This is a genomic window from Belliella kenyensis, from assembly GCF_022549675.1.
Taxonomy (GTDB): Bacteria; Bacteroidota; Bacteroidia; order Cytophagales; family Cyclobacteriaceae; genus Belliella; species Belliella kenyensis.
The window spans coordinates 86742-107479 of sequence record NZ_JAKZGR010000010.1 but is presented as its reverse complement, the minus strand read 5'-3'; the positions used below and the strand labels follow the sequence as shown (position 1 = coordinate 107479).

The following is a 20738-nucleotide window of genomic DNA, read 5'->3' as shown; positions in this document are numbered from 1 at the left end:
AATAAGTAGAATCATTTCAAGGCATATCATTTTTCTTGATAGAATATGAGCACACCTTTTGGAATGAAGTCACAAAGTTAAGATATTTTGCAGGAATAGGGTTAAATTATTATACGATTATATTTGGGAAGATTTTTAACTATGCAATAAGCAAAATGGCAAAAACTATCTATACTTCAGGGACTATAGACGCTTTGATTCAAAGAGTAAGTAGGCTTTCCAAAGATCAAGAGCCTTTTTGGGGGAGTATGAATGCTACAGAAATGCTGCACCACTGTAACCTCGCAAATGATGCTATCCTGAATGCGCCAAAAGCTATTTTGAAACCAACTTTGAAGCAGCGAATGAAGAAGCTGGCATTTTTTCATATCAAAAAAGATTTCCCAAAAGGCGCTCGAGGTGCCAAAAAATTCAACACAAAAGGATTGGTTGATTCAGGAGATTTTGAAAAAGAAAAAGAAAAATTCATAGAAATCCTCAACAAGTTCAAGACACTTGAGCATGAGCTTGGAGGAATTCACCCAGTATTTGGATCACTTGATCATTACTATTGGGGCAGATTTGTATGGAAACATATGGATCACCACATGAAGCAATTCGGAGTTTGAGTTTTTTACCAAACCCCAAACTCATGCACCTGGGAGGGATATCCCTTTCACCCTTCTGTAAAGGTTGAGGGCATATTTATCAGTCATTCCAGCGATAAAATCCATCAAAAAGCGCAGCATAGGATAAGGGTTGATGCTAGAATCCCAACCCTCAAGTGGAAAATCCTCAGGTAATAATCTCAATATGCTTTTATCTTTTCCTGAGTAAAGGTCAGTCTGATAGAATTTATGATTCAGTGCTTTGGAAAAAACTTCCAACAAGCCTTCCAATACTTGATAACCCGCAGCCTCTTTTTCAAGGACTAATTTAGACCTATAAATTTTTCTCACTGACACCTCTGCGATTACATCTAATGCCGTTGCAGAAGGAATCTTGGAAGTCAAAGCTTGATCAAATTCACCTGCTAGCATAGCCTCTTCATTGTCTTCAAATGCACGCACAACTTCTTGAATAAGTTGGTTGATAGCCATTGCTCTCAAAATTGCGAGCTTTTGTGCTTGCTTAGTGTAGGTTTGCAATTTATCTGAATCAAAGCGCTCTTTCAGAATCGGAGCGATCAACTCAACAACCTCTTCGAGAGAAACTAGCCCCAAAGTGCACCCGTCTTCCAAATCGATAATACTATAACAAATATCATCTGCCGCTTCTACCAAGAAAGCTAAAGGATGCCTCAGGTAGCAGCCATTTGGTGCATTTTCTATTCCTAGAATCTGGGCTAACTGTCCATAATCTTGTACTTGATCTGAATAGTAACCAAATTTTTTCTGACTTCTTCGTTGAGGGTCAGCCTCAAAAACATGCGCGAGCCTCGGGTACTTCGTAAACGCCGCCAAAGTTGTATAAGAAAGCTTAAGACCATTGTTTTGTGATACAAGCATCCTAAATCCTTGGGCATTGCCTTCAAAGTGACATAAATCTTCCCATTGATCAGGAGTGACGTATTTTTGCCAAGCTTGGCCATATTCATGGAACCTGAAAAAATCTGATATTGCTGTCTCTCCTGCGTGTCCGAATGGAGGATTCCCGATATCGTGAGCTAAGGATGCTGCAGCTACTATTGCGCCGATCTCCGCTGCTTGCACACCTTGCTGAGAAAGGTCAGGATACTTTCTGAGAAGGTATTCACCTGCTGATTTTCCGAGCGTCCTTCCCACTGAAGAGACCTCCAGACTATGCGTCAATCTGGTATGTACAAAATCATGCTCAGGCAAAGGAAATACTTGCGTCTTATCTTGAAGATTTCTAAATGGCGCAGAAAAAATGATTCGATCATAATCCCTTTCAGACTCTGTTCTTATCTGACTATCTGACGATTGATGAGTTTTTTTCGGGTCGAATCTTCCAGCGGTGAGTAGTTTTTGCCATTGCATCATGTCCAAAATTACAACCTATTTGACAAAATTAGGTAATTCTTATAGGACAATTTAGGAAAAATCAACACACAGCTAATCAGTGGCACAATGATTGGAAATGGGAAAATGAATCAAACCAACTATCCATATGAAATATTTACCAAATAAAATTATTGGTGCTTTGTGGGCTATAGTAGCTACATTCGCCATTTCATGTAGTGTAAATGAAGAAGACGCCAACATTACAGAGGGTATGGCTAAAGTAAATGTGTACCTAATTGATGCCCCAGCTGACTATGATGCCGTATGGGTGGAGGTATTAGGAATAGAAATCCTGCCTAAAGGTGAGCAAGAAGACAATGGGTCTGCTTGGATCAACTTAACCAATGAAGCTTCAGAAGATCGAATGATCAATTTACTAGAACTTAGTGGTGGAGCTTCTGCAAGATTAGGTGAAGTAGAGGTGCCAGCTGGAGAAATCTCCCAAATCAGGCTGTTACTGGGTGAGAACAATTACCTACTTCAAGGTGACAACAGAATAGACCTCACGACACCTAGTGCCCAGCAAAGTGGACTAAAAATCAAAGTCGACAAACCTGTACAAGCTGGGATCTCCTATGATTTGATCATTGACTTTGATGCGGGCAAATCCATCGTCCGAGCAGGGAATTCGGGTCAATATATTCTTAAACCTGTACTTAGAGCTGTTGCAGAAGAATCAGCTACTATCGAAGGTGTGGTACTTCCTCTAGATGCTTATCCAGTGAATGTAGCTGCCATCATTGGAACTGACACAGTCTCCACATTTGCTGCGGATAATGGCAGGTACATGCTCAGAGGTCTCAAATCTGGAAGCTATAAGTTGGTTTTCACACCAAATGCAGCCTTTGAAACGTTAGAATTAGAGGATATTGTAACCTCCTCAGGGGAAGTAACTGAATTAGAAAGTATTGAACTGATCCCCATAGAGGATTAAATCATTCTATTGCTGAGAAGCTAGGTACAAATCAGCTTCACTCTCCTAAATTGCCTCGATATTAGTCGGGGCATTTTTTTATATTTGAAAAAAAGTAAAAATCCGAAATGAAAAAAGTAACTGTCTATTGTGGCTCTAACAAAGGAAAAAACCCAATTTACGCTCAAGCAGCTGAATCACTAGCAGATGAGATGATCAAAAGAAATTTGGGATTGGTGTATGGAGCCGGCAATGTAGGACTCATGGGGGTGATAGCTGACAGGATGCTTGCCGCTGGCCAAAACGTCTATGGGATCATCCCTCAGAAACTCGTAGATATCGAAGTAGCGCATCAAGGCTGCACAGAACTCACTGTAGTAGAAACCATGCGAGACCGCAAATGGCTCATGGCAGAGCGTGGGGATGGTTTTGTGGCCATGCCCGGTGGAATTGGCACTTTTGAGGAACTTTTCGAAATCATGACCTTGAATCAACTTGGATACATTCAAAAACCGCTGGCACTCTATAATGTCCAAGGCTATTATGATAAGCTTCTTGACTTTTTGAAGCACAGCACAAGTGAAGGATTTCTTCATCAAGCACAGCTTGACCTGCTCATCGTCGCTTCAGACCCAATCGAAATGCTTGATAAAATGCAATCCTTCGAGCCAAAATACATTGAAAAGTGGGAGGTGAAATAAAAATCAAAAACTCGAATCCCAATCACCTTTCAAAATGCATATCCAGAGGCCTCTATTGAAATTATCCACAAAGAGAATTTCGAAACCTTTATTATCTAATCGCAAAAATTATACAAAATCAGCGATCGTAATCGCAAAATTTATAGTATTTTTGCGATTATGTTTATAACCAGGCAAATACAGCATAGAATTACTCATAAATTACAGGACGAAAAAGCTGTAATTATATTTGGTCCAAGACAAGTAGGGAAGAGTACTTTGCTAAAAAATCATAGGGACCAATTCAAATCTCCAATTCATTGGTGGAATGGAGATGATGCTGATATCAGAGAAATGCTATCAAATCCTAGCTCAACAAAACTCAAGACTTTGATAGGAAATGCCAAGACGATTGTAATAGATGAAGCACAGCGTATTCAGAATATAGGAATATGCATCAAGATCATCGTAGATAATTTCCCTGATGTGAAGGTTCTAGCAACAGGATCATCTGCATTTGAACTTTCCAACAGTATACGTGAACCTCTCACTGGCAGAAAATGGGAATACTATTTATTTCCATTTTCATTTGCTGAAATGGTGAATCACAGTAGTTTTATTGAGGAGAAAAGAATGATCACACATAGAATGATCTATGGTTATTATCCTGAAATCGTACTAAACCCGAATGATGCAGAAGATAGATTAAAAATGATTTCAGACAGTTATCTTTTCAAAGACGTATTTGCACTCAGCAACCTACGAAAGCCTGATCAAATTTTGAAGTTGCTACAAGCATTGGCCTACCAAGTGGGAAGTGAAGTCTCTTACAATGAACTCGGAATGATCACTGGTCTGGATAATGAAACTGTGGAAAAATACATCACCCTCATGGAACAAACATTCATTATATTCAGAGTTGGGTCCTATAGTAGAAACTTACGAAATGAATTGAAAAAAGCAAAAAAAATCTATTTCATAGACAATGGTATCAGAAATAGCCTGATCAACAATTTTGTACCTCTTGAAAACAGGACAGATGTAGGTGCTCTTTGGGAAAATTTTCTAATGTCTGAAAGATTGAAAAAAAATGCGCTATCTGGAAAGTATAATATTGGGTATTTTTGGAGGACACATGCCCAACAAGAAATCGATTACATTGAAGACAACTTTGGGCAAATTTCTGCATGGGAATTCAAATGGAATCCAAAATCAAAAACTCGAATCCCAATCACCTTTCAAAATGCATATCCAGAGGCCTCTATTGAAATTATCCACAAAGAGAATTTCGAAACCTTTATTAGCTAATCGCAAAATTTATATAAAATCAGCGATCGTAATCGCAAAATTTATATATTTTTTGCGATTACATGCTTTTTTCCAATATACTCATCAACTTTTCTAAATAAATCTGATCTGTATCATCGAAGTCTGCCAATTGGTCAGAATCCACATCTAACACACCTACCACCATACCATTTTTAGAAAATGGAACTACAATCTCAGACTTTGAAGCAGAGCTACAAGCAATGTGACCAGGGAAAGCTTCTACATCTGGGACTAGTTGCGTCTGATTTTCCTTCCAAGCTGTGCCACAAACACCCCTTCCCAGATTGATTCTAGTACAAGCAATAGGACCTTGAAATGGGCCAAGTACTAGTTGATCATCTTTGACGAGGTAAAAACCAACCCAAAAGAAGCCGAAAGTTGTCCTAAGCACTGCTGCAATATTTGCCAAATTAGCTACCAAATCGGTCTCTCCAGATATCAGGGCCTCTATCTGAGGCAGAATAGCCTCATATTTTTTTGCTTTATCAGCGTCTGTTGGGATATATAATGTCTCTGCCATATTTTATCGTTTTCTTATCCAAAGCTCAAGGGTATCTCCCATCACATCCAGTCGATCTTTCCTCACACCATTGATTTTTGGAGCTGGTATTCCTTTATTAAAATGAACTTGTCCTGTAAACACTCGCGCCTCATCCCAAAGTTCGGCTTCTATGATTTTATTGAGTAAAAAAGTACCTCCTTCTATCAATACAGATTGTATTTTCCTCTCATAAAGCACTTTGAATATGTCTGCAACTTGAAAATCAGGTTCAAGTTTGACATACTCCAAATTTTCAAAAACAGCATCTTCAACAATATTGAAACAAATTGTAGGTTGCTGTTGATCAAAGAGTGCCAAACCTTTATCCAACTGTAGCATCCGATCCACAACGATCCTGATAGGATTATTTCCATCCCAATCTCGGACATTCAGCTTTGGGTTATCATATCTTGCGGTATTGGTACCTACCATGATTGCGTCCTCTTCTGTTCTCCAGCGATGAACAAGCTGACGACTGTATTGATTGCTGATCCATTTGGAATCAAAGTTCTCTCTAGCTACAAAACCATCGATACTTTGCGCCCATTTGAGCGTAATGTAAGGTCTCTTTTGTTCCATAAAGGTAAAAAAGCGACGGTTTTGTAAGCGAACTTCAGGCTCTAGTATCCCATGTATCACTTCTATTCCCGCATTTCTCAGGATAGCAATACCTTTACCCCCGACTAGAGGATTGGTATCTACAGCGCCTATGACTACCTTTTTTACTCCTTTGTCCACGAGAAGATTTGCACAAGGTGGGGTTTTACCAAAATGAGCACATGGCTCTAAAGTCACATAGACCGTAGACTTTTTAAGCAACTCAGGATCATCTACTTTGGCTATTGCATTAGGCTCAGCATGAGGACCACCGTAGTACTCATGGTACCCTTCAGCTATGATCTGACCTTCACATACTATTACACAGCCCACCATGGGATTGGGACTAACTGACCCCATGCCAAGATGCGCAAGATCCAATGCCCGACGCATATAGAAGTGATGCTTTTCCATAATCTTCCTTTACTCTCTTGGTCTCAAGGTAATAGTTCCCAAATCTGTGGTTTGTTGGCTTTGCACGATGACCGTACGTATGGTGTCGGCTAGAAAGGAATTATTTTTGGGTATCACAAATACGGTGTAGGTCCCTTCCAGACCTTTGAACCTGAAAGTCCCATTTCCTCTAAAATTAACACCCGTGGAAATCGTATCTCTTTGCTGCACTGCGTATAGGTATGCATTCTGTCCACTTGGTCGCAAGACTCCTGATATATTTCCAGTATTCGCTTTAGAAAAAGCTCTCAACTTCGGGCTAAAAGTGAATCCAGAAGTCCCGTTTTGCCTCAGTGAATTTAAAATATCAAAATCAATATAGATATCATGAGAAATACCTGGCCTCAAAGTAAAATCTACATCTATACTCAAGCCTTCTTCTTGCTCCGAATTAAGTGTCAAGTTTGTTCTTACACCATTTTTCATTACATACTTTTCAGCACCTAGTCGCAAAGTAAGCTTTTGCAAAGTTCCAGAATTGACTTCCCCTCTTCCTATAAGTAGCTCTTGATCACCTACAAGCTGAGCAATGTCTACCCTTTTATTTCCCGCTTCATAAGGAAAGTATTGACTTTCCCCATTTGCATTGTCTCCGAAAGTGGCCGTTTGTAATTCCACACCAAGAACCTCAACCCATAAGGCATCAATATCTGCTGGCGCATCTACTAAGAAAACATTCACCAGCGACCTGGTCCTTTCTTGATCAGAAGTACAAGAATTCAGGAATGGTAGTAGCAATAATAATATGCAGTATTTTTTCACGTCCTAAATTTAGGAAAAGATTATAAAACCACCGATGAATCTAATGGAAGGATTGGACAGAGGCTTTAGAAAATTGAGTATTTGGAACTTTGTAAGCAATCCATACCATAAGAATCCTAACTTGGCATTGATAATGAAAGGCATACGATATTCATGGATAATTTGTATTATTGGGTAATCGCTATTTTTTTGAATATTTAGAATTTTATAATTTAGTCACTAGTTATTCATTATCAAAATCAATAAAAAATGGCATTTTCAAAAGAATTTATAAGGTTTTGCTCTTGATAAAAAAATTTCACCCTGACTATAGACTAGAATTCCACGACCAGCTTCACCAGCTAGGAGAAACAGTAGCGGACAATCCTAAACTGATGCATACTGCAATACACAGTGCCCTTGATGTAAACTGGTTGCTCAAAAACCAAATTCCTGAAGACATAGAGCATATTTACAAAGAAGTAAAAGCCATGGGTTTCTTAAGGTAAATTAGATGCATGGTTGAATTTCTCGTCCTTTTTTTGGATTGATTCGGGGTACTTAAAAATATTTGTCTAAATTTGCACCAATTTAGCCATAAGTATTTTACACCTCTTAAACCCTCACTTATAATGCCTAAGGATAGTAGTATCAAGCACGTCCTCATCATCGGATCAGGCCCTATTGTAATTGGCCAAGCATGTGAATTTGATTATTCTGGATCTCAAGCAGCAAGATCTCTCAGAGAAGAAGGAATCATCGTCACATTGATCAATTCCAATCCCGCCACGATCATGACTGATCCAGTGACAGCAGACAACGTGTACTTGCTCCCACTCGAAAAGAAATCAATCATTCAAATCCTCAAAGAAAACCCAACCATAGATTGTGTATTGCCAACAATGGGTGGTCAGACAGCACTGAATCTTGCCATAGACTGTGAAGTTGCAGGAATATGGAAAAAGTTTGGCGTCAGAATGATCGGAGTGGATATTGATGCGATAGAGACTGCGGAGAACAGAGAAAAGTTCAAGGCATTGATGGAAAAAATTGGCGTTGGAGTGTGTAAGGGTGATACTGCTACTTCCTTTTTGCAAGGAAAAGAAATTGCTCAAGAAATTGGCTTCCCTCTGATCATCAGAGCATCTTACACGCTTGGTGGAGCAGGTGGCGCATTTGTAGAAAAAGAAGAAGACTTCGAAAGGCTGCTCATGGCAGGACTAGAAGCTTCTCCAGTCCATGAAGTATTGATCGAGCAGAGTATTCTTGGATGGAAAGAATACGAGCTGGAAGTGATGCGGGACAATATCGGGAACATGATTGTGATCTGTTCTATAGAGAACTTTGACCCAATGGGTGTCCATACGGGTGATTCTATCACAGTGGCTCCTGCCATGACTTTACCCGACACGGTGTATCAAAGAATGAGAAATCATGCTATCACCATGATGAATAGCATTGGAAACTTCGCTGGAGGATGCAATGTGCAGTTTTCTGTAAGTCCTGACAATAAAGACATCATTGGTATAGAAATCAATCCAAGGGTATCGAGATCATCAGCTTTGGCTTCCAAAGCCACGGGATATCCTATTGCCAAAGTAGCAGCAAAACTCGCTATAGGTTACAACTTGGATGAATTGACTAACTCCATCACTGGAACCACCTCAGCATTTTTTGAACCTTCAATAGACTATGTGATCGTAAAGATACCAAGATGGAATTTTGATAAATTCAAAGGTTCTGACAAAAGACTTGGTCTTTCAATGAAAGCTGTAGGTGAAGTGATGGGTATAGGAGGCAACTTCCAAGAAGCGCTTCAAAAAGCTTGTCAATCACTTGAAATCAAAAGAAATGGACTTGGTGCAGATGGCAAAGAGCTCAAAAACCAAGAAGAAATATTATACAGTCTAGCAAACCCAAGCTGGGACAGACTTTTTCACGTGTATGATGCATTCAAGCTAGGCATATCCTTCCGAACGATTCATGATCTTACTAAAATCGATAAGTGGTTCCTGAAACAAATCGAGGAACTGATCCATCTTGAGCGTGAGATTGAAAAATATGAACTTGACACAATTCCTCAAGACCTGATGTCAACTGCAAAGCGCAAAGGCTATGCTGACCGACAACTAGCTCATATGCTAGGATGCTTGGAAAGTGAGGTATTTGATAAGAGGTATTCAGAAATGAATATCAAAAGAGTCTACAAGTTGGTAGACACATGCGCAGCTGAATTTGAAGCGCAAACTCCCTACTATTATTCTACCTTTGGAGAAGAAAATGAGTCAGAAGCTTCAAATAAGAAGAAAGTGGTCGTATTAGGCTCTGGTCCAAACAGGGTAGGTCAAGGCATTGAATTCGATTACTCTTGTGTACATGGCGTACTTGCCGCCAAAGAGTGTGGTTATGAAACTATCATGATCAACTGTAATCCAGAGACTGTATCGACAGATTTCGACATTTCTGACAAGCTATACTTCGAACCAGTATTCTGGGAGCACATCTACGAGATCATTCTTCAAGAGAAACCAGAAGGCGTCATCGTTCAGTTAGGTGGACAGACTGCGTTGAAACTAGCTGAAAAGCTTGATAAATATGGTATCAAAATCATAGGTACCAGCTTTGAGGCATTGGATTTGGCAGAAGACAGAGGTAGGTTCTCTACCTTACTCAAAGATAATGATGTTCCGTATCCGGAGTTTGGTACCATTCACAATACTGATGAAGCACTTGAACTTTGTAAGACGATTGGATTTCCACTTTTGGTAAGGCCATCATATGTGCTAGGAGGTCAAGGAATGAAAATCGTCATCAATGAGAAAGAGCTTGAAGAGCATGTAGTCAACGTACTTCGAGATATACCAAACAACGAGATCCTCCTAGATCACTTCCTAGAAGGAGCGATCGAAGCAGAAGCTGATGCAATATGTGATGGAGAAAATGTCTATATCATAGGCATCATGCAGCATATCGAGCCAGCTGGAATCCACTCAGGTGATTCTTATGCTGTGCTACCTCCCTACAATTTGGGAGACTTGGTGATCAGACAGATCGAAACGTACACCAAAAAAATCGCTTTGGCTCTCAAAACTAAAGGACTGATTAATATCCAGTTTGCAATAAAAAATGATAAAGTTTATATCATAGAAGCGAACCCTAGAGCCTCGAGAACCGTTCCTTTTATCTGTAAAGCATATCAAGAACCTTATGTCAATTATGCTACGAAGGTAATGCTAGGTGAGAAAAAAGTCACAGACTTCAATTTCAACCCCACAAAAAATGGATATGCGATAAAAGTCCCTGTATTCTCATTTCATAAATTCCCAAATGTAAACAAGCAGCTTGGACCTGAAATGAAATCTACTGGAGAGGCGATTTATTTTATAGAAGATCTGATGGACGATTTCTTTTTGAAAATCTATGCTGAAAGAAATCTATATCTAAGTAGATAAAAATTTAAAACATACCCTAGGCTAGAATACTAGCTTAGGGTAATAAATATTGAAGGTTTGGTTAAGTTTATTGTAATCACTTTAGGAATTGGCTGGTTGCTGATACAACTCATGAGGTTCTTTTTAAGGACTAAGCTGGCTAAGTTTGTACAGCAAGTAAATCAAGCTGCTAGAGATCAGCAGCAGGGTCATTATCATCAACACAACAAAACTGGGGAGGTGCGAGTAGATCATGTGCCAGATAACTTCAAAAAAAGCAAGCAGAAAGACCAATTAAAAGGTGGTGAGTATGTAGACTTTGAAGAAGTAAAAGACTGATTATTGAATTGATTTTCAAAAGTTTCTGGATCTGTAGAGTAACAAGCTTTCAAGTCTCCTATCTCCTATGCAAGGGCAAAAAAAAGCCGACTGAAAAATCAGTCGGCTTTTTTTTATTTGACTTTCAATGACCTTCCAAACTTAGTTGTCTTGAAGGACATTGCAGCGGTCGTAAGCTGGATCGATATCAATAAAAACATCTTCTTTGGCTGTAAGAAACCACCTGCTCAATATATCGTCTTCCTTCTTTCTTCTTGTAGCAGCTTTGAGCTTTTCAAAATCATCGTTGAGATTTGCTCTATGTGCTGGATATCTGTCTTTGTAATACAATATCCTCACCTTAGTACCTTCTCGCGGATCCTCGAATCTCATCGGAGTAGTAATCCCACCTACTTTCATAGAATCAATGGTAAAGTAAAGCACTGGGTCTTCAAGAGTCCTTAATGTTAGCCTATTAGATCCAGATCCTTGGTCTGCAAAGAAGCCTCCATTATCAGAAGTCTCTCTATCTTCAGAATATTCTTTGGCGGCTTTTGCAAAATCTATCTTCTTATCTAAAATCACAGTTCTCAAACTATCCAAATACCTTTCCGTTTTTTTGATATCCTCTTCACTTGGTTGAGGTTTTATCAAAATATGTCTAGTATTAAAAGTATTTCCTCTTCTTTCTAACAATTGGATCATGTGAAATCCAAACATAGTTTCTACTGGATCAGATATCTCTCCTGGTCTAAGTCCGAGAGCTGTAGCTTCAAATTCGGGTGCAAGTTCCCCTCTTCTGAAGAATCCAAGCTCACCTCCTTGTATAGCCGATCCTGGATCTTGCGAATACTCTTTTGCTAATGTAGCGAAGTCAGAAGTACCATCATTGATTTGTTTTTTTAAACCTGAAAGGAAATTTGCAACCTCTGTTTTTGCCTTTTCATTCACTTGTGGTTTTCTCACAATTTGCCCTACGGTAACTTCAGCTGAGAAAAAAGGAAGTGAATCCCTGTGAATAGAATTGAAGAACCTTCTTACTTCTGCGGGAGAGACAGTGAGACCTTCTGTGATCTTTCCTTGCATACGTTGAACGATCATTTGTTCTCTCAGGGCATCGTTGATTTCAGATTTTAGTTGATCACTTGTTTTTCCATAGACCTCCACCAAAGTAGATTCGTCTCCACCGAACTGGGACATAATCATACTGAATCTCTGATCGGCTTGAAGCATCACCTCTGCATCACTTACTATTACTGAATCTATCTCTGCTTTGGCCACCATAAGTTTATTGATCAAGAGTGATTCAAAAATATCACAACGTGAAGGAGCTTCGAAACCTTGCTGTGAATTTGAAATCGCCTCCAAATAGGTTTTTTGAACATCAGATTCTAGCAAAATGTAGTTATTTACTTTTGCTACAATTCGGTCGATCACTTGACCCGTTGCGGGTGTGGTAGTGGTGGGTTTCTTTTCTTCCTCCTGGGCAAAAACAACACCCACAAGTACCATCAGACATGAAGTGATAGAAAGAAACTTATTTGCTTTACTCATATATTTTAAACTCATTATTTTCCTCTGCTCTAGTATAAATTTCCTTTTGAAGCTTTTCTACAAGCTCCAATCTTTTCTTATTTCTTAGTATAGCTGAAATTTCATCCTTTACAAATTCAACTGGTGGAACTTGGTCTTGCAATTTATATTCCAAAATCTTGAAATAATATGTAAAGGTATCGTCTTCTGCTTTAATTAACTTATTATTTCTTAAAAGCTGAACTTTGTTATTATTATCACTAATTGGGGTGCCTACGATGATCTCATCAAATATTACCCAAGTAGAATCTTCCAAGTAATAATTATCTGCATGATCCAAAGCAAATTGCTTCAAATCAGACGGATCTTCGGCATTTCTGTTCAGCAACCTTTCTAGGTTTCGCTTCTGATTGGAGTTTTTCTCCAATTTGAAATAATTAGCTCGAACTATGATTTCCTTTAAGTTGAAATTCTCTTTGTGGCTCTCATAGTATGCAAGGATATCTTCTGTATTGATCTCATCAATACTGTGAGATTCAACGTAAGATTTTTCATATTCATATACCATCAAGGCATATCTATAGTCTAGTAATTTACGATTGAGTTCTGCTTCATCAAAAGCCATAGACTTTCCAGCCTCTTTGATCATCAGCTGTTTTTGAACCCAATTTTGAATATACTTCCTTGAAATGTTCATACTATCTTGTACATCATTCCCTTGAAAGGTCAAAAACTTCAACTCAGATCTTTTCAGCTTTTGGTTTCCAACTGTCGCTACAATTTGATCATCCAAGTCCTCTTCAGTGACTGTCTTGAACTTAAAAAAGTCACAGGCACTTAGCGACAAACTAATGATCAATACAGGTAGAATTTTATTTTTTTGTAACAAGCTCGTAAACTCTGTTTTTTTCTTCTTCGTTTATCCTGACAGTATAATTCGACTTCAAGGTATCTAATAAGCTTTGGTCTAAGTACTCTTGAAAATCTTGTATAACTTTGCCTCTAGTCTCTTCAAATTTTTTGTTTCCAGGCGGTAATTTATTTCCTAACAAGACAAAGTATATAGCATTATTTGCTTTGACTTCTTGAAATGCTTTATTGGCAATAGCACGACTCAAGATTGGATGTGATTCCATTTCAAATACATCCTTATCGATTGTAAATGCAAGGGGATTGTCATTTAGGAAAGTGTTTTCCAATCTATTCACCAAATTGTCTTGATACTTTTTGTCTGACAAGAATCGTCTCACAGATGGAGTGAACTCATCCTTGGTCATCTTCACTATGATGGCCTCAGTTCTTTCCTTCCATTGATACCTATCTTTGTGCTTTTCATAGAAATCCACCTGACCTAGGCTATCTTCAAGAGCTTTCTGCCAGACGTTTTCATTCATCAAGGTAAATAGCATAATACCATCCCTGTATTCCTTTAGTGTCAATTGATATTCTTTGTTATTAGAAGCAAGGTCATTTTCCTCAGCCTGATTGAGCATATTTTCAACATACTTTTCATACCAAGCCGTCAATAAATTCTTATTCCCTACTCTAACTATCTGACCACTTGTCAGCATGTAATCAAGTAGGTCTTGAACTGTCCTATCTACACCTCCAGCTGAAAATATAATGCGATCATTAAGCTGAGCATTATTTACTTTTTCAATAGCTTCATTCCTTGAATTTTTATCAAACAACGTCTCCAAACTATCAACAAGAGTCTCGTTTTCAGAGAATTGATACCTTGCTTTTTGGATGGAAGCAACCTGAGACTGAATCAATGAAGATCTACTATCTCTTAAAATCTTGGATTTGATCAGAGCCTCCATCTCTTCGAATGGAGGAAGAGGTCTTTTCTCTTCTAACCTAATTATATGATAACCATATGGCGTCTTGGCAGGAGGCGAGATTTCACCTATCTCATTCAAGCTAAAAGCCACCCTCTCAAACTCAGGTATAACTGAACCGATACCAATAAATGGAAGAAGTCCCCCAGTATTTCTGGTTCCTTGGTCTTCTGAATATTGCGCACACACTTCCTCCCACACACTCTCGGGCTTCTGAAGTTCTTGGTAGATTTCTGAGACTTTTCTTAGAATACGCTCTTCAGTAACAGGGTCAGAAGATTGTGATCTAATCAAAATATGTGATACTCTGATCTCTCCTGGATTTGGTTTTCTATCTTCCAGTCTGATGATATGATAGCCGTAGTCGGTAAGAATAGGGTCGGACACCTCTCCGATTTTCAATCCATAGGTCGCATCCTCAAATTGATGAACCATTTGGAGTGCTGTAAAATAGCCTAGATTGCCTTTGTTCTCCTTAGCAGAAGGATCTTCTGAATGTACAAAAGCCAATTCATTAAAATCCTCTCCTTCATCAGCTTGATTCTTGAGCTTTTGAGCCATTCTATAGACAGCGATGGTGTCTTCTCTAGTGGCATTTGTAGGAAATTGAAGAAGGATGTGGCTAGCTTTGACTATTTCCTGCATCCTATTATAGGCTTTCATCAATTCACCTTCCTGCAAGGAGTTTTTGATCAAGTAAGGCTTTATCAGGTCTTCTTTAAACATAGAAAACTCTCTATCAAACTCCTCTGTTTGATGAAGCCCCCTATTTTCAGCTTCTTTTACTTTAAGTTTGAAATTGACAAAAAGATCAAAATTTTCTTCAAAATCAGCTTTTGAAATCGTCCCTTCTTTTTCTAAAAATGAGCGATTTTTGGAAATAATATGCAAAAATTCATCTGCATATACTTCCTCATTACCTATTGTCATCAAGGAGACTGGAGCATTTGACATGTTGTCTTCAGACTTCATGGTAGTTTTGGGACTACAAGAAAATGCTACAACCAGTATGTATAAGTAGAAATATTTGAAATTCATATTTATAGCTTGCCGAAAATTCTACTGCAATGTTACAAATTTAAAAGTACAATTATTCGGCTGAACAGCATAAAGAATGAGAAATTAACAATTATTTGGATTTTAGAATCTTAAAAAGTCTACAAGTGTTTTGAGTTCCTATTTTTTCGAATTCGATTCTATCCATAATTCTTTTGACTAAAATTATGCCCAGACCACCTTTCCTTTTGGTAGCTTTTACATGAGAAATTTCAGGCTCTTTATACTCTATTATATTAAATCCTTCACCACGATCTACGATTTCTATCTTTAAGATACCATTTTCTTTTTCTACTTCTACCTTGATAAATTCTTTGGCATTGCATCCATGAGAATGAATGATCAGATTGGCGCATACCTCATCCACTGCCAATGTAACTTGGTGCTGTTCGATATCGGAAAGAGAAGTGTTTTGAAGAATGTCATTCAAAAATTTCCTTAAATCCGCAAGCCTCGTAGTGTCACAATATAGTTTGAGCTCGTGCTTCATTATCATACTCGCAATGCTTCTTCTTTGTCGGACTTGATTTTTATCAACTGGTCTAAGCCCAAAATTCTAAATACTTGATATACTCTTTCATTGAGTCCATAAATGACCAATGAAATCTCATTTTCCTGAAAGTCCTCAATGTAGGACATAAAGACTCCAAGACCTGCTGATGAAATATACTCTAGCTTCGTACCGTCTACGAGTATTTTTTTCGCACCGCTTTCCACCAATCCAGTGATCTGCTCGTCAAGCTCTATGGAATTACTCGCATCCACTTCACCTATCAAATGCAGTGTTGTAAAATTGGAATCGTGTGTTGTTTCGATCTTAAGCATGTTGTATTATACGCTGTTAGGGTTACTGAGGTTTCTGTAAAAACTTTATTACCAGAAGTGAGTAGTCATCATCGGGCAAAGATGATGATCCTATGAACTCATACATATCTTCTATAATCTTCTGTTGGATTTGACTTGCTGTCAACTCATGACTACCATTTACGGACTTTTTCAATCTTTCGTATCCAAACTCCTCACCTGATTGATTCTTGGCTTCTATGATACCGTCCGTGAATAATATCATAATATCCCCTGGCTCATAAGAGACGACTTTTTGATGCACATACTTTTCATATAACTTACTCCTCAATACACCCAGACCCATCCCATCGATGCTCAGATACTCCGACGCATTTTCTTTAGCTTTGAAAAATAACGTGGGACAGTGACCTGCCCTTGAATAAGTAATCTCTTGAGCAACAGTATCAAGGACATAGTAAGATGTGGTGATAAAATGATTCCTCTCCAAGCAGTGGCTCAACGCCGAATTAGCTTTGATCAAAAATTCACTTGGGCTAGGATTCAATTGTACTAAACTATGAAATACACCTTTCATTTGAGACATATTAAAGGCTGCTGAAGTACCCTTGCCCGAGACATCTCCTATGATGATGGCATATTTCCCTTCACCCAATGCTTGTGTTTCGTAGTAATCTCCCCCAACTTCATCTGCTGCCTCAGAGAATCCATGGATTTGGAAGGAATCATCATGATGTAGCTTGGATGGTAGTAAGCTTCTTTGGACTCTCTGTGCAATTTGTAACTCTTCTTTGTACCTTTCATTTTTCAATGCCTCATTGAGGAGTCTATAGTTTTCTACGGAGATACATGCTTGACCTACAAATGTTGCAATGATATTGGTCATTTCTTTATTGAATCCATCTTTTACCTCTTTGACAAGATATATTTTACCCAAGGTTTTTTTGTGAATCACCAATGGTATGATCATAGCCGACTTGTATTTGAAATCAGTCAGCTTGCCTATGAATGTCTTGCTGTCGTTTAATTTACTGTCCCAAATGAAATCAGAAAATGGCTTTGTTTCTTCTATTAATTTCTGAAGCTCTTTCCTTTCTTTATTTCCTATAAATCTTTGATGAATGACATTTCTGTTTCCTTTCACATCCAAAATTTCCATCCACGCCGCATCTACATATGCTGCACTCATGCAAGAATCCATGAGAATATCTAGCACTTGATTTTCATTTTGCCCTGGTTTTATGGACTGACTGAGACGCTGGAAATTGATCGCTTCTACGAGTTTTTGCTCAAAAACAGATGAGGTGGGCAAGTTGAAGAGTGTTACTAAGAAACTAAAAAGTGAATAGATAAATACAAAAGCGAAAAGTGCTAGCAAAAACAAATTATCTGTCAAATTCAGGTATGGGGTTAAGCTAGAACTATAGGATAGAATCTGTATAAAAAGATATGAAGAGGAGATAAGAATAACTACCAAGTATAAAATCGATTTCCATTTCTCTTTGAAAGTAAGATAGGGTATCCACTTGAGATTCACAGAGAGAGAGATTCCAAATATCACCAATACTCCAAGCCCAAAGAGAAAGCTATAATCTAAGGAGTTTTGATTAAAGAAAACAAAAAACATACTAATCAATAAACCAACCTCAAAACCTTGCCATTGATTGACTATTCGCTTGTTTTTCTGATAAAGGATCAGATGCTTCCACAGTAAGGTACAAGAGACAAGAAAAAGCGTAATGAACCCAAAATCTATATGATAAAACACGTTTTTCAAAATTGGGTCAGAAGCAAGCCTGCTATCTCCCAACATATAATAAAAAAGGGAAATCAATAGGGATACAACAGTAGCCAATAAACCAGTACTTGCACCACGCCAAATCAGGTCTAAGAAGTTGCTTTTTTCACTCTTTTGGATAGAATGGTGAAAAAAGAGGTACACCATGATAAAAAAAATAATTTGTAAAATATAGGAAATTTCTGGAGCAATTGAAGAATCTAATTGATTAATTTTGCCGAAAAGTCTTGTAATATCGACAAAAAGTAGGGCTAGCCAGGTCATTATTGCGACCAAAAGACTTATCTTGCCGATATTTAAGTTCGGGAGCTTGAGCATTTTCTATAGTAGGGTACAATAATACACAATACAATGCAAACTTCCTGATAGAAACTCGATGCTTTCAACAAAATTGTTTTAAAAATCTAAAAAAATTCATGAAAAAATTTACTTTACGTTTTTCGATCATTGTGCTGATTTTGGCAACATCATGTACCGCAGCAGACATCAATCGCGTACTTCAATCCGCTGGTCAAGGGGGATTGACTCAACCTGAAGTATCCGCAGGGCTCAAGGAAGCCTTGATACAAGGGATTAGTAAGGGAGCAGACCAAGCATCAATGGTGGATGGGTTTTTCAAAAATGAGCTAATCAAAATTCTACTCCCAGAAGATGCAAGAAGAGTGGAATCGACCCTTAGACAGGTAGGGCTTGGTGCTGAGGTAGACAGAGCTCTTTTGGCGATCAATAGAGGTGCTGAAATGGCAGCTAAAGAAGCAAAACCTATTTTCATCAGTGCCATCAGGCAACTCACTATCCAGGATGCATTCAGTATATTGAGAGGAGACCAAGATGCTGCCACTCAATTTCTGAGAAGAACCACTGAAAATCAACTGATTGAACTATTTCAGCCAAGAATTCAGGAATCACTAAATGAAGTGGGAGCAACAAAATTTTATGGAGACATAGCAAATACTTACAATGCTATCCCTCTTACCAATAGAAAAATCGATCCAGACCTGAATGCTTATGTTACCAATCGTGCAATTGATGGATTATTTAAATTGATCGCTGAGGAAGAGCTTAATATCCGAAAAGATCCAGTCTCTAGGACTACCGCTTTGATGAGAAGGGTGTTCAGTGCCCAAGATTAAATTCCATTGGGTGTGATTACAAGAAAACTAATTCTGTAATCACACCTTTTCCAAACTTCTGCTCAATGATGTCTATAATTTTTGACTTATTCATTGACATTTCATTTTTTATAGCTCCCGAAGTCACTTTTACGAAAAGCTTTTTATCCTTGATATACACTGATGTAGTCCTACTAGCCACCGTCTTTCCCATCATCTCTGGCCAAGCTTGTATCAAAAGCCTTTCATCATATTTATCCTTCAACCTGTAAGTTTTGAGCAATTCTTCAAAAGCTTCCTGAAGTGGGGCCGTCTCCTTTTTTCTTCCTGAGTTATCTCTATACTTTTCCATCTATGCTCAAAGTTACTCCTTTTTGTCTATATAAATAATGCTGATGCTATGCTATCCGCAAGTAGCCGACCCTTTTTTGTAAGTGTTAGAGCTTGGCTTTCGATATGAATCATCCCTTCTCTTTCAAGCTGGTCAACCATGTCCTTTTTCAACGACAGTAAATCTACCTTGTACTTCAGCATCAACAACCTAAGGTCTACCCCCCAGATAGTTCTAAGACCAGTCAGGATATATTCATTGAGCAGATCTTCTTCGTTCATTTCTTCTACTGCAAAAGCTCCTCTTCCAGATTTGATAGCTGTGATATAGGCATGATTGCTAGATACATTTGCTCCACGATTACTCCCATCAAATGAATGGGCACTTGGACCGATACCAAGATAGGGCACTCCCTTCCAATAATTGGTGTTGTGGACAGCAAAATTACCTTCCTTTCCAAAATTGGAGATTTCATATTGAATATATCCTGATGCGGTCAACTTTTCCAGCATCATTTCAAACTGAATAGCTGCAAACTCATCTGTGGCTGGTTCAAATTTCCCCTTTTCTACCCATGTCCCCAGAGCCGTCTTAGGCTCTACCGTCAGACAATATGAGCTAATATGGCCAGGATCAAGAAGCAATGCTTGTGATAAATCCTTCTCCCAGCTATTGTGAGTTGCACTCGGGAAACCATAGATCAAGTCTATAGACAACTTTTGGAAACCAGCTTCTTTGGCCAAGTCAATAGCATTCAGAGATTCTTCTGCAGTGTGGGCTCGATTGTAAAACTCCAAGATCTCTTCTTGAAAACTTTGGATTCCAATACTCATACGATCAAAACCAATAGACTTCAATGCTAGCAACTTCTCTTTCTTCAGATCATCAGGGTTCGTCTCAATCGTAAGCTCTAGCAAATCTATCTTATAGTGCTTGGCTATAGTACCCAATATTGATTCCAAATGCTTTGTCGAAAGCAGTGATGGCGTGCCACCTCCAAAGTAAATCGTATGGATAGACTGTCCTGCTGGAAGATAATCAACTCTCTGGATCAGCTCCATGTTGATCATTCTCACCATATCATCCATATATGACAGATTAGTACTAAAATGGAAATCACAATAATGACAAGCTTGCTTGCAATAAGGAATATGAATGTAAATACCAGCCAAAGATTTTTTGTTTTGAATGGATAAAGATAGCTGAGATGCGAAGAAGTATCAAAAACTCCCTTAATTTTAAAATTCAATTGTAAAT

Annotated in this window: 20 protein-coding genes; 8 read left to right on the top strand and 12 right to left on the bottom strand. The window is 38.4% G+C overall.

Annotated elements, in window-relative coordinates:
• Positions 1-155: 155 nt before the first annotated feature.
• A complete protein-coding gene (locus MM214_RS11970) occupies positions 156-608 on the top strand; it encodes a DUF1569 domain-containing protein (protein WP_241295757.1) in 453 nt (150 codons plus the stop codon).
• 21 nt (positions 609-629) lie between these two features.
• Here the strand turns inward: MM214_RS11970 and dgt are convergent, their stop codons facing one another.
• Positions 630-1982, bottom strand: a complete 1353-nt coding sequence (gene dgt / locus MM214_RS11965) for a dGTP triphosphohydrolase (protein WP_241295755.1) — start codon at positions 1980-1982, stop codon at positions 630-632.
• Positions 1983-2109: 127 nt separating this feature from the next.
• Here dgt and MM214_RS11960 point away from each other — a divergent pair, with 127 nt between their 5' ends.
• From MM214_RS11960 to MM214_RS11950, 3 genes are all read left to right on the top strand, one after another.
• Positions 2110-2937 carry a DUF4382 domain-containing protein gene (locus MM214_RS11960; RefSeq protein WP_241295753.1) on the top strand — a complete coding sequence of 276 codons (828 nt, stop codon included), beginning with the start codon at positions 2110-2112 and terminating at the stop codon, positions 2935-2937.
• Between the two features lie 107 nt (positions 2938-3044).
• A complete protein-coding gene (locus tag MM214_RS11955) occupies positions 3045-3617 on the top strand; it encodes an LOG family protein (RefSeq protein ID WP_241295751.1) in 573 nt (190 codons plus the stop codon).
• A 159-nt stretch (positions 3618-3776) separates the two neighbouring features.
• Positions 3777-4904: an ATP-binding protein gene (locus MM214_RS11950; protein WP_241295749.1), complete on the top strand. Its 1128-nt coding sequence runs from the start codon at positions 3777-3779 to the stop codon at positions 4902-4904.
• 58 nt (positions 4905-4962) lie between these two features.
• On the opposite strand, the gene MM214_RS11945 is transcribed toward MM214_RS11950, so the two are convergent.
• Genes MM214_RS11945 through MM214_RS11935 form a run of 3 tightly spaced genes read right to left on the bottom strand, consistent with a single transcriptional unit; the run spans position 4963 to position 7278 of the window.
• The gene (locus MM214_RS11945; RefSeq protein WP_241295747.1) at positions 4963-5445 is read right to left on the bottom strand and encodes a GAF domain-containing protein; all 483 of its coding nucleotides are present in this window, start codon (positions 5443-5445) and stop codon (positions 4963-4965) included.
• Positions 5446-5448: 3 nt separating this feature from the next.
• Positions 5449-6477, bottom strand: coding sequence for a bifunctional diaminohydroxyphosphoribosylaminopyrimidine deaminase/5-amino-6-(5-phosphoribosylamino)uracil reductase RibD (gene ribD / locus MM214_RS11940; RefSeq protein ID WP_241295745.1), 1029 nt, complete (start codon positions 6475-6477; stop codon positions 5449-5451).
• A gap of 9 nt (positions 6478-6486) precedes the next feature.
• Positions 6487-7278 carry a DUF4382 domain-containing protein gene (locus MM214_RS11935; protein ID WP_241295743.1) on the bottom strand — a complete coding sequence of 264 codons (792 nt, stop codon included), beginning with the start codon at positions 7276-7278 and terminating at the stop codon, positions 6487-6489.
• Between the two features lie 284 nt (positions 7279-7562).
• Here MM214_RS11935 and MM214_RS11930 point away from each other — a divergent pair, with 284 nt between their 5' ends.
• From MM214_RS11930 to MM214_RS11920, 3 genes are all read left to right on the top strand, one after another.
• A complete protein-coding gene (locus tag MM214_RS11930; RefSeq protein ID WP_241295741.1) occupies positions 7563-7766 on the top strand; it encodes a hypothetical protein in 204 nt (67 codons plus the stop codon).
• A 123-nt stretch (positions 7767-7889) separates the two neighbouring features.
• Positions 7890-10709: a carbamoyl-phosphate synthase large subunit gene (carB, locus tag MM214_RS11925; protein WP_241295739.1), complete on the top strand. Its 2820-nt coding sequence runs from the start codon at positions 7890-7892 to the stop codon at positions 10707-10709.
• 57 nt (positions 10710-10766) lie between these two features.
• Positions 10767-11027 (top strand): DUF4834 family protein, encoded by a 261-nt coding sequence (locus tag MM214_RS11920; protein WP_241295727.1) that lies wholly within the window; start codon positions 10767-10769, stop codon positions 11025-11027.
• A gap of 141 nt (positions 11028-11168) precedes the next feature.
• On the opposite strand, the gene MM214_RS11915 is transcribed toward MM214_RS11920, so the two are convergent.
• The 6 genes from MM214_RS11915 to MM214_RS11890 form a co-directional block, all read right to left on the bottom strand.
• Complete coding sequence (locus MM214_RS11915) at positions 11169-12560, bottom strand: peptidylprolyl isomerase (protein ID WP_241295725.1); 1392 nt, start codon at positions 12558-12560, stop codon at positions 11169-11171.
• Positions 12553-13428 (bottom strand): peptidyl-prolyl cis-trans isomerase, encoded by an 876-nt coding sequence (locus MM214_RS11910; protein WP_241295723.1) that lies wholly within the window; start codon positions 13426-13428, stop codon positions 12553-12555. The genes MM214_RS11915 and MM214_RS11910 overlap by 8 nt, the downstream gene beginning before the upstream one ends.
• Positions 13412-15418 carry a peptidylprolyl isomerase gene (locus MM214_RS11905; protein ID WP_241295721.1) on the bottom strand — a complete coding sequence of 669 codons (2007 nt, stop codon included), beginning with the start codon at positions 15416-15418 and terminating at the stop codon, positions 13412-13414. The genes MM214_RS11910 and MM214_RS11905 overlap by 17 nt, the downstream gene beginning before the upstream one ends.
• Positions 15419-15509: 91 nt before the next feature.
• Positions 15510-15926 carry an ATP-binding protein gene (locus tag MM214_RS11900; RefSeq protein ID WP_241295878.1) on the bottom strand — a complete coding sequence of 139 codons (417 nt, stop codon included), beginning with the start codon at positions 15924-15926 and terminating at the stop codon, positions 15510-15512.
• Positions 15927-15928: 2 nt separating this feature from the next.
• Positions 15929-16261, bottom strand: coding sequence for an STAS domain-containing protein (locus MM214_RS11895; RefSeq protein ID WP_241295719.1), 333 nt, complete (start codon positions 16259-16261; stop codon positions 15929-15931).
• A 22-nt stretch (positions 16262-16283) separates the two neighbouring features.
• Complete coding sequence (locus MM214_RS11890; protein ID WP_241295717.1) at positions 16284-18356, bottom strand: GAF domain-containing SpoIIE family protein phosphatase; 2073 nt, start codon at positions 18354-18356, stop codon at positions 16284-16286.
• A gap of 98 nt (positions 18357-18454) precedes the next feature.
• Between MM214_RS11890 and MM214_RS11885 the strand changes: the two genes are divergently transcribed.
• Positions 18455-19171 (top strand): DUF4197 domain-containing protein, encoded by a 717-nt coding sequence (locus tag MM214_RS11885; protein ID WP_241295715.1) that lies wholly within the window; start codon positions 18455-18457, stop codon positions 19169-19171.
• A 16-nt stretch (positions 19172-19187) separates the two neighbouring features.
• Here the strand turns inward: MM214_RS11885 and MM214_RS11880 are convergent, their stop codons facing one another.
• The gene (locus MM214_RS11880) at positions 19188-19502 is read right to left on the bottom strand and encodes a DUF721 domain-containing protein (RefSeq protein WP_241295713.1); all 315 of its coding nucleotides are present in this window, start codon (positions 19500-19502) and stop codon (positions 19188-19190) included.
• A 26-nt stretch (positions 19503-19528) separates the two neighbouring features.
• Entirely contained in the window at positions 19529-20653 is a 1125-nt protein-coding gene (hemW, locus tag MM214_RS11875) for a radical SAM family heme chaperone HemW (protein ID WP_241295711.1), read from the bottom strand.
• Between the last annotated feature and the right edge of the window lie 85 nt (positions 20654-20738).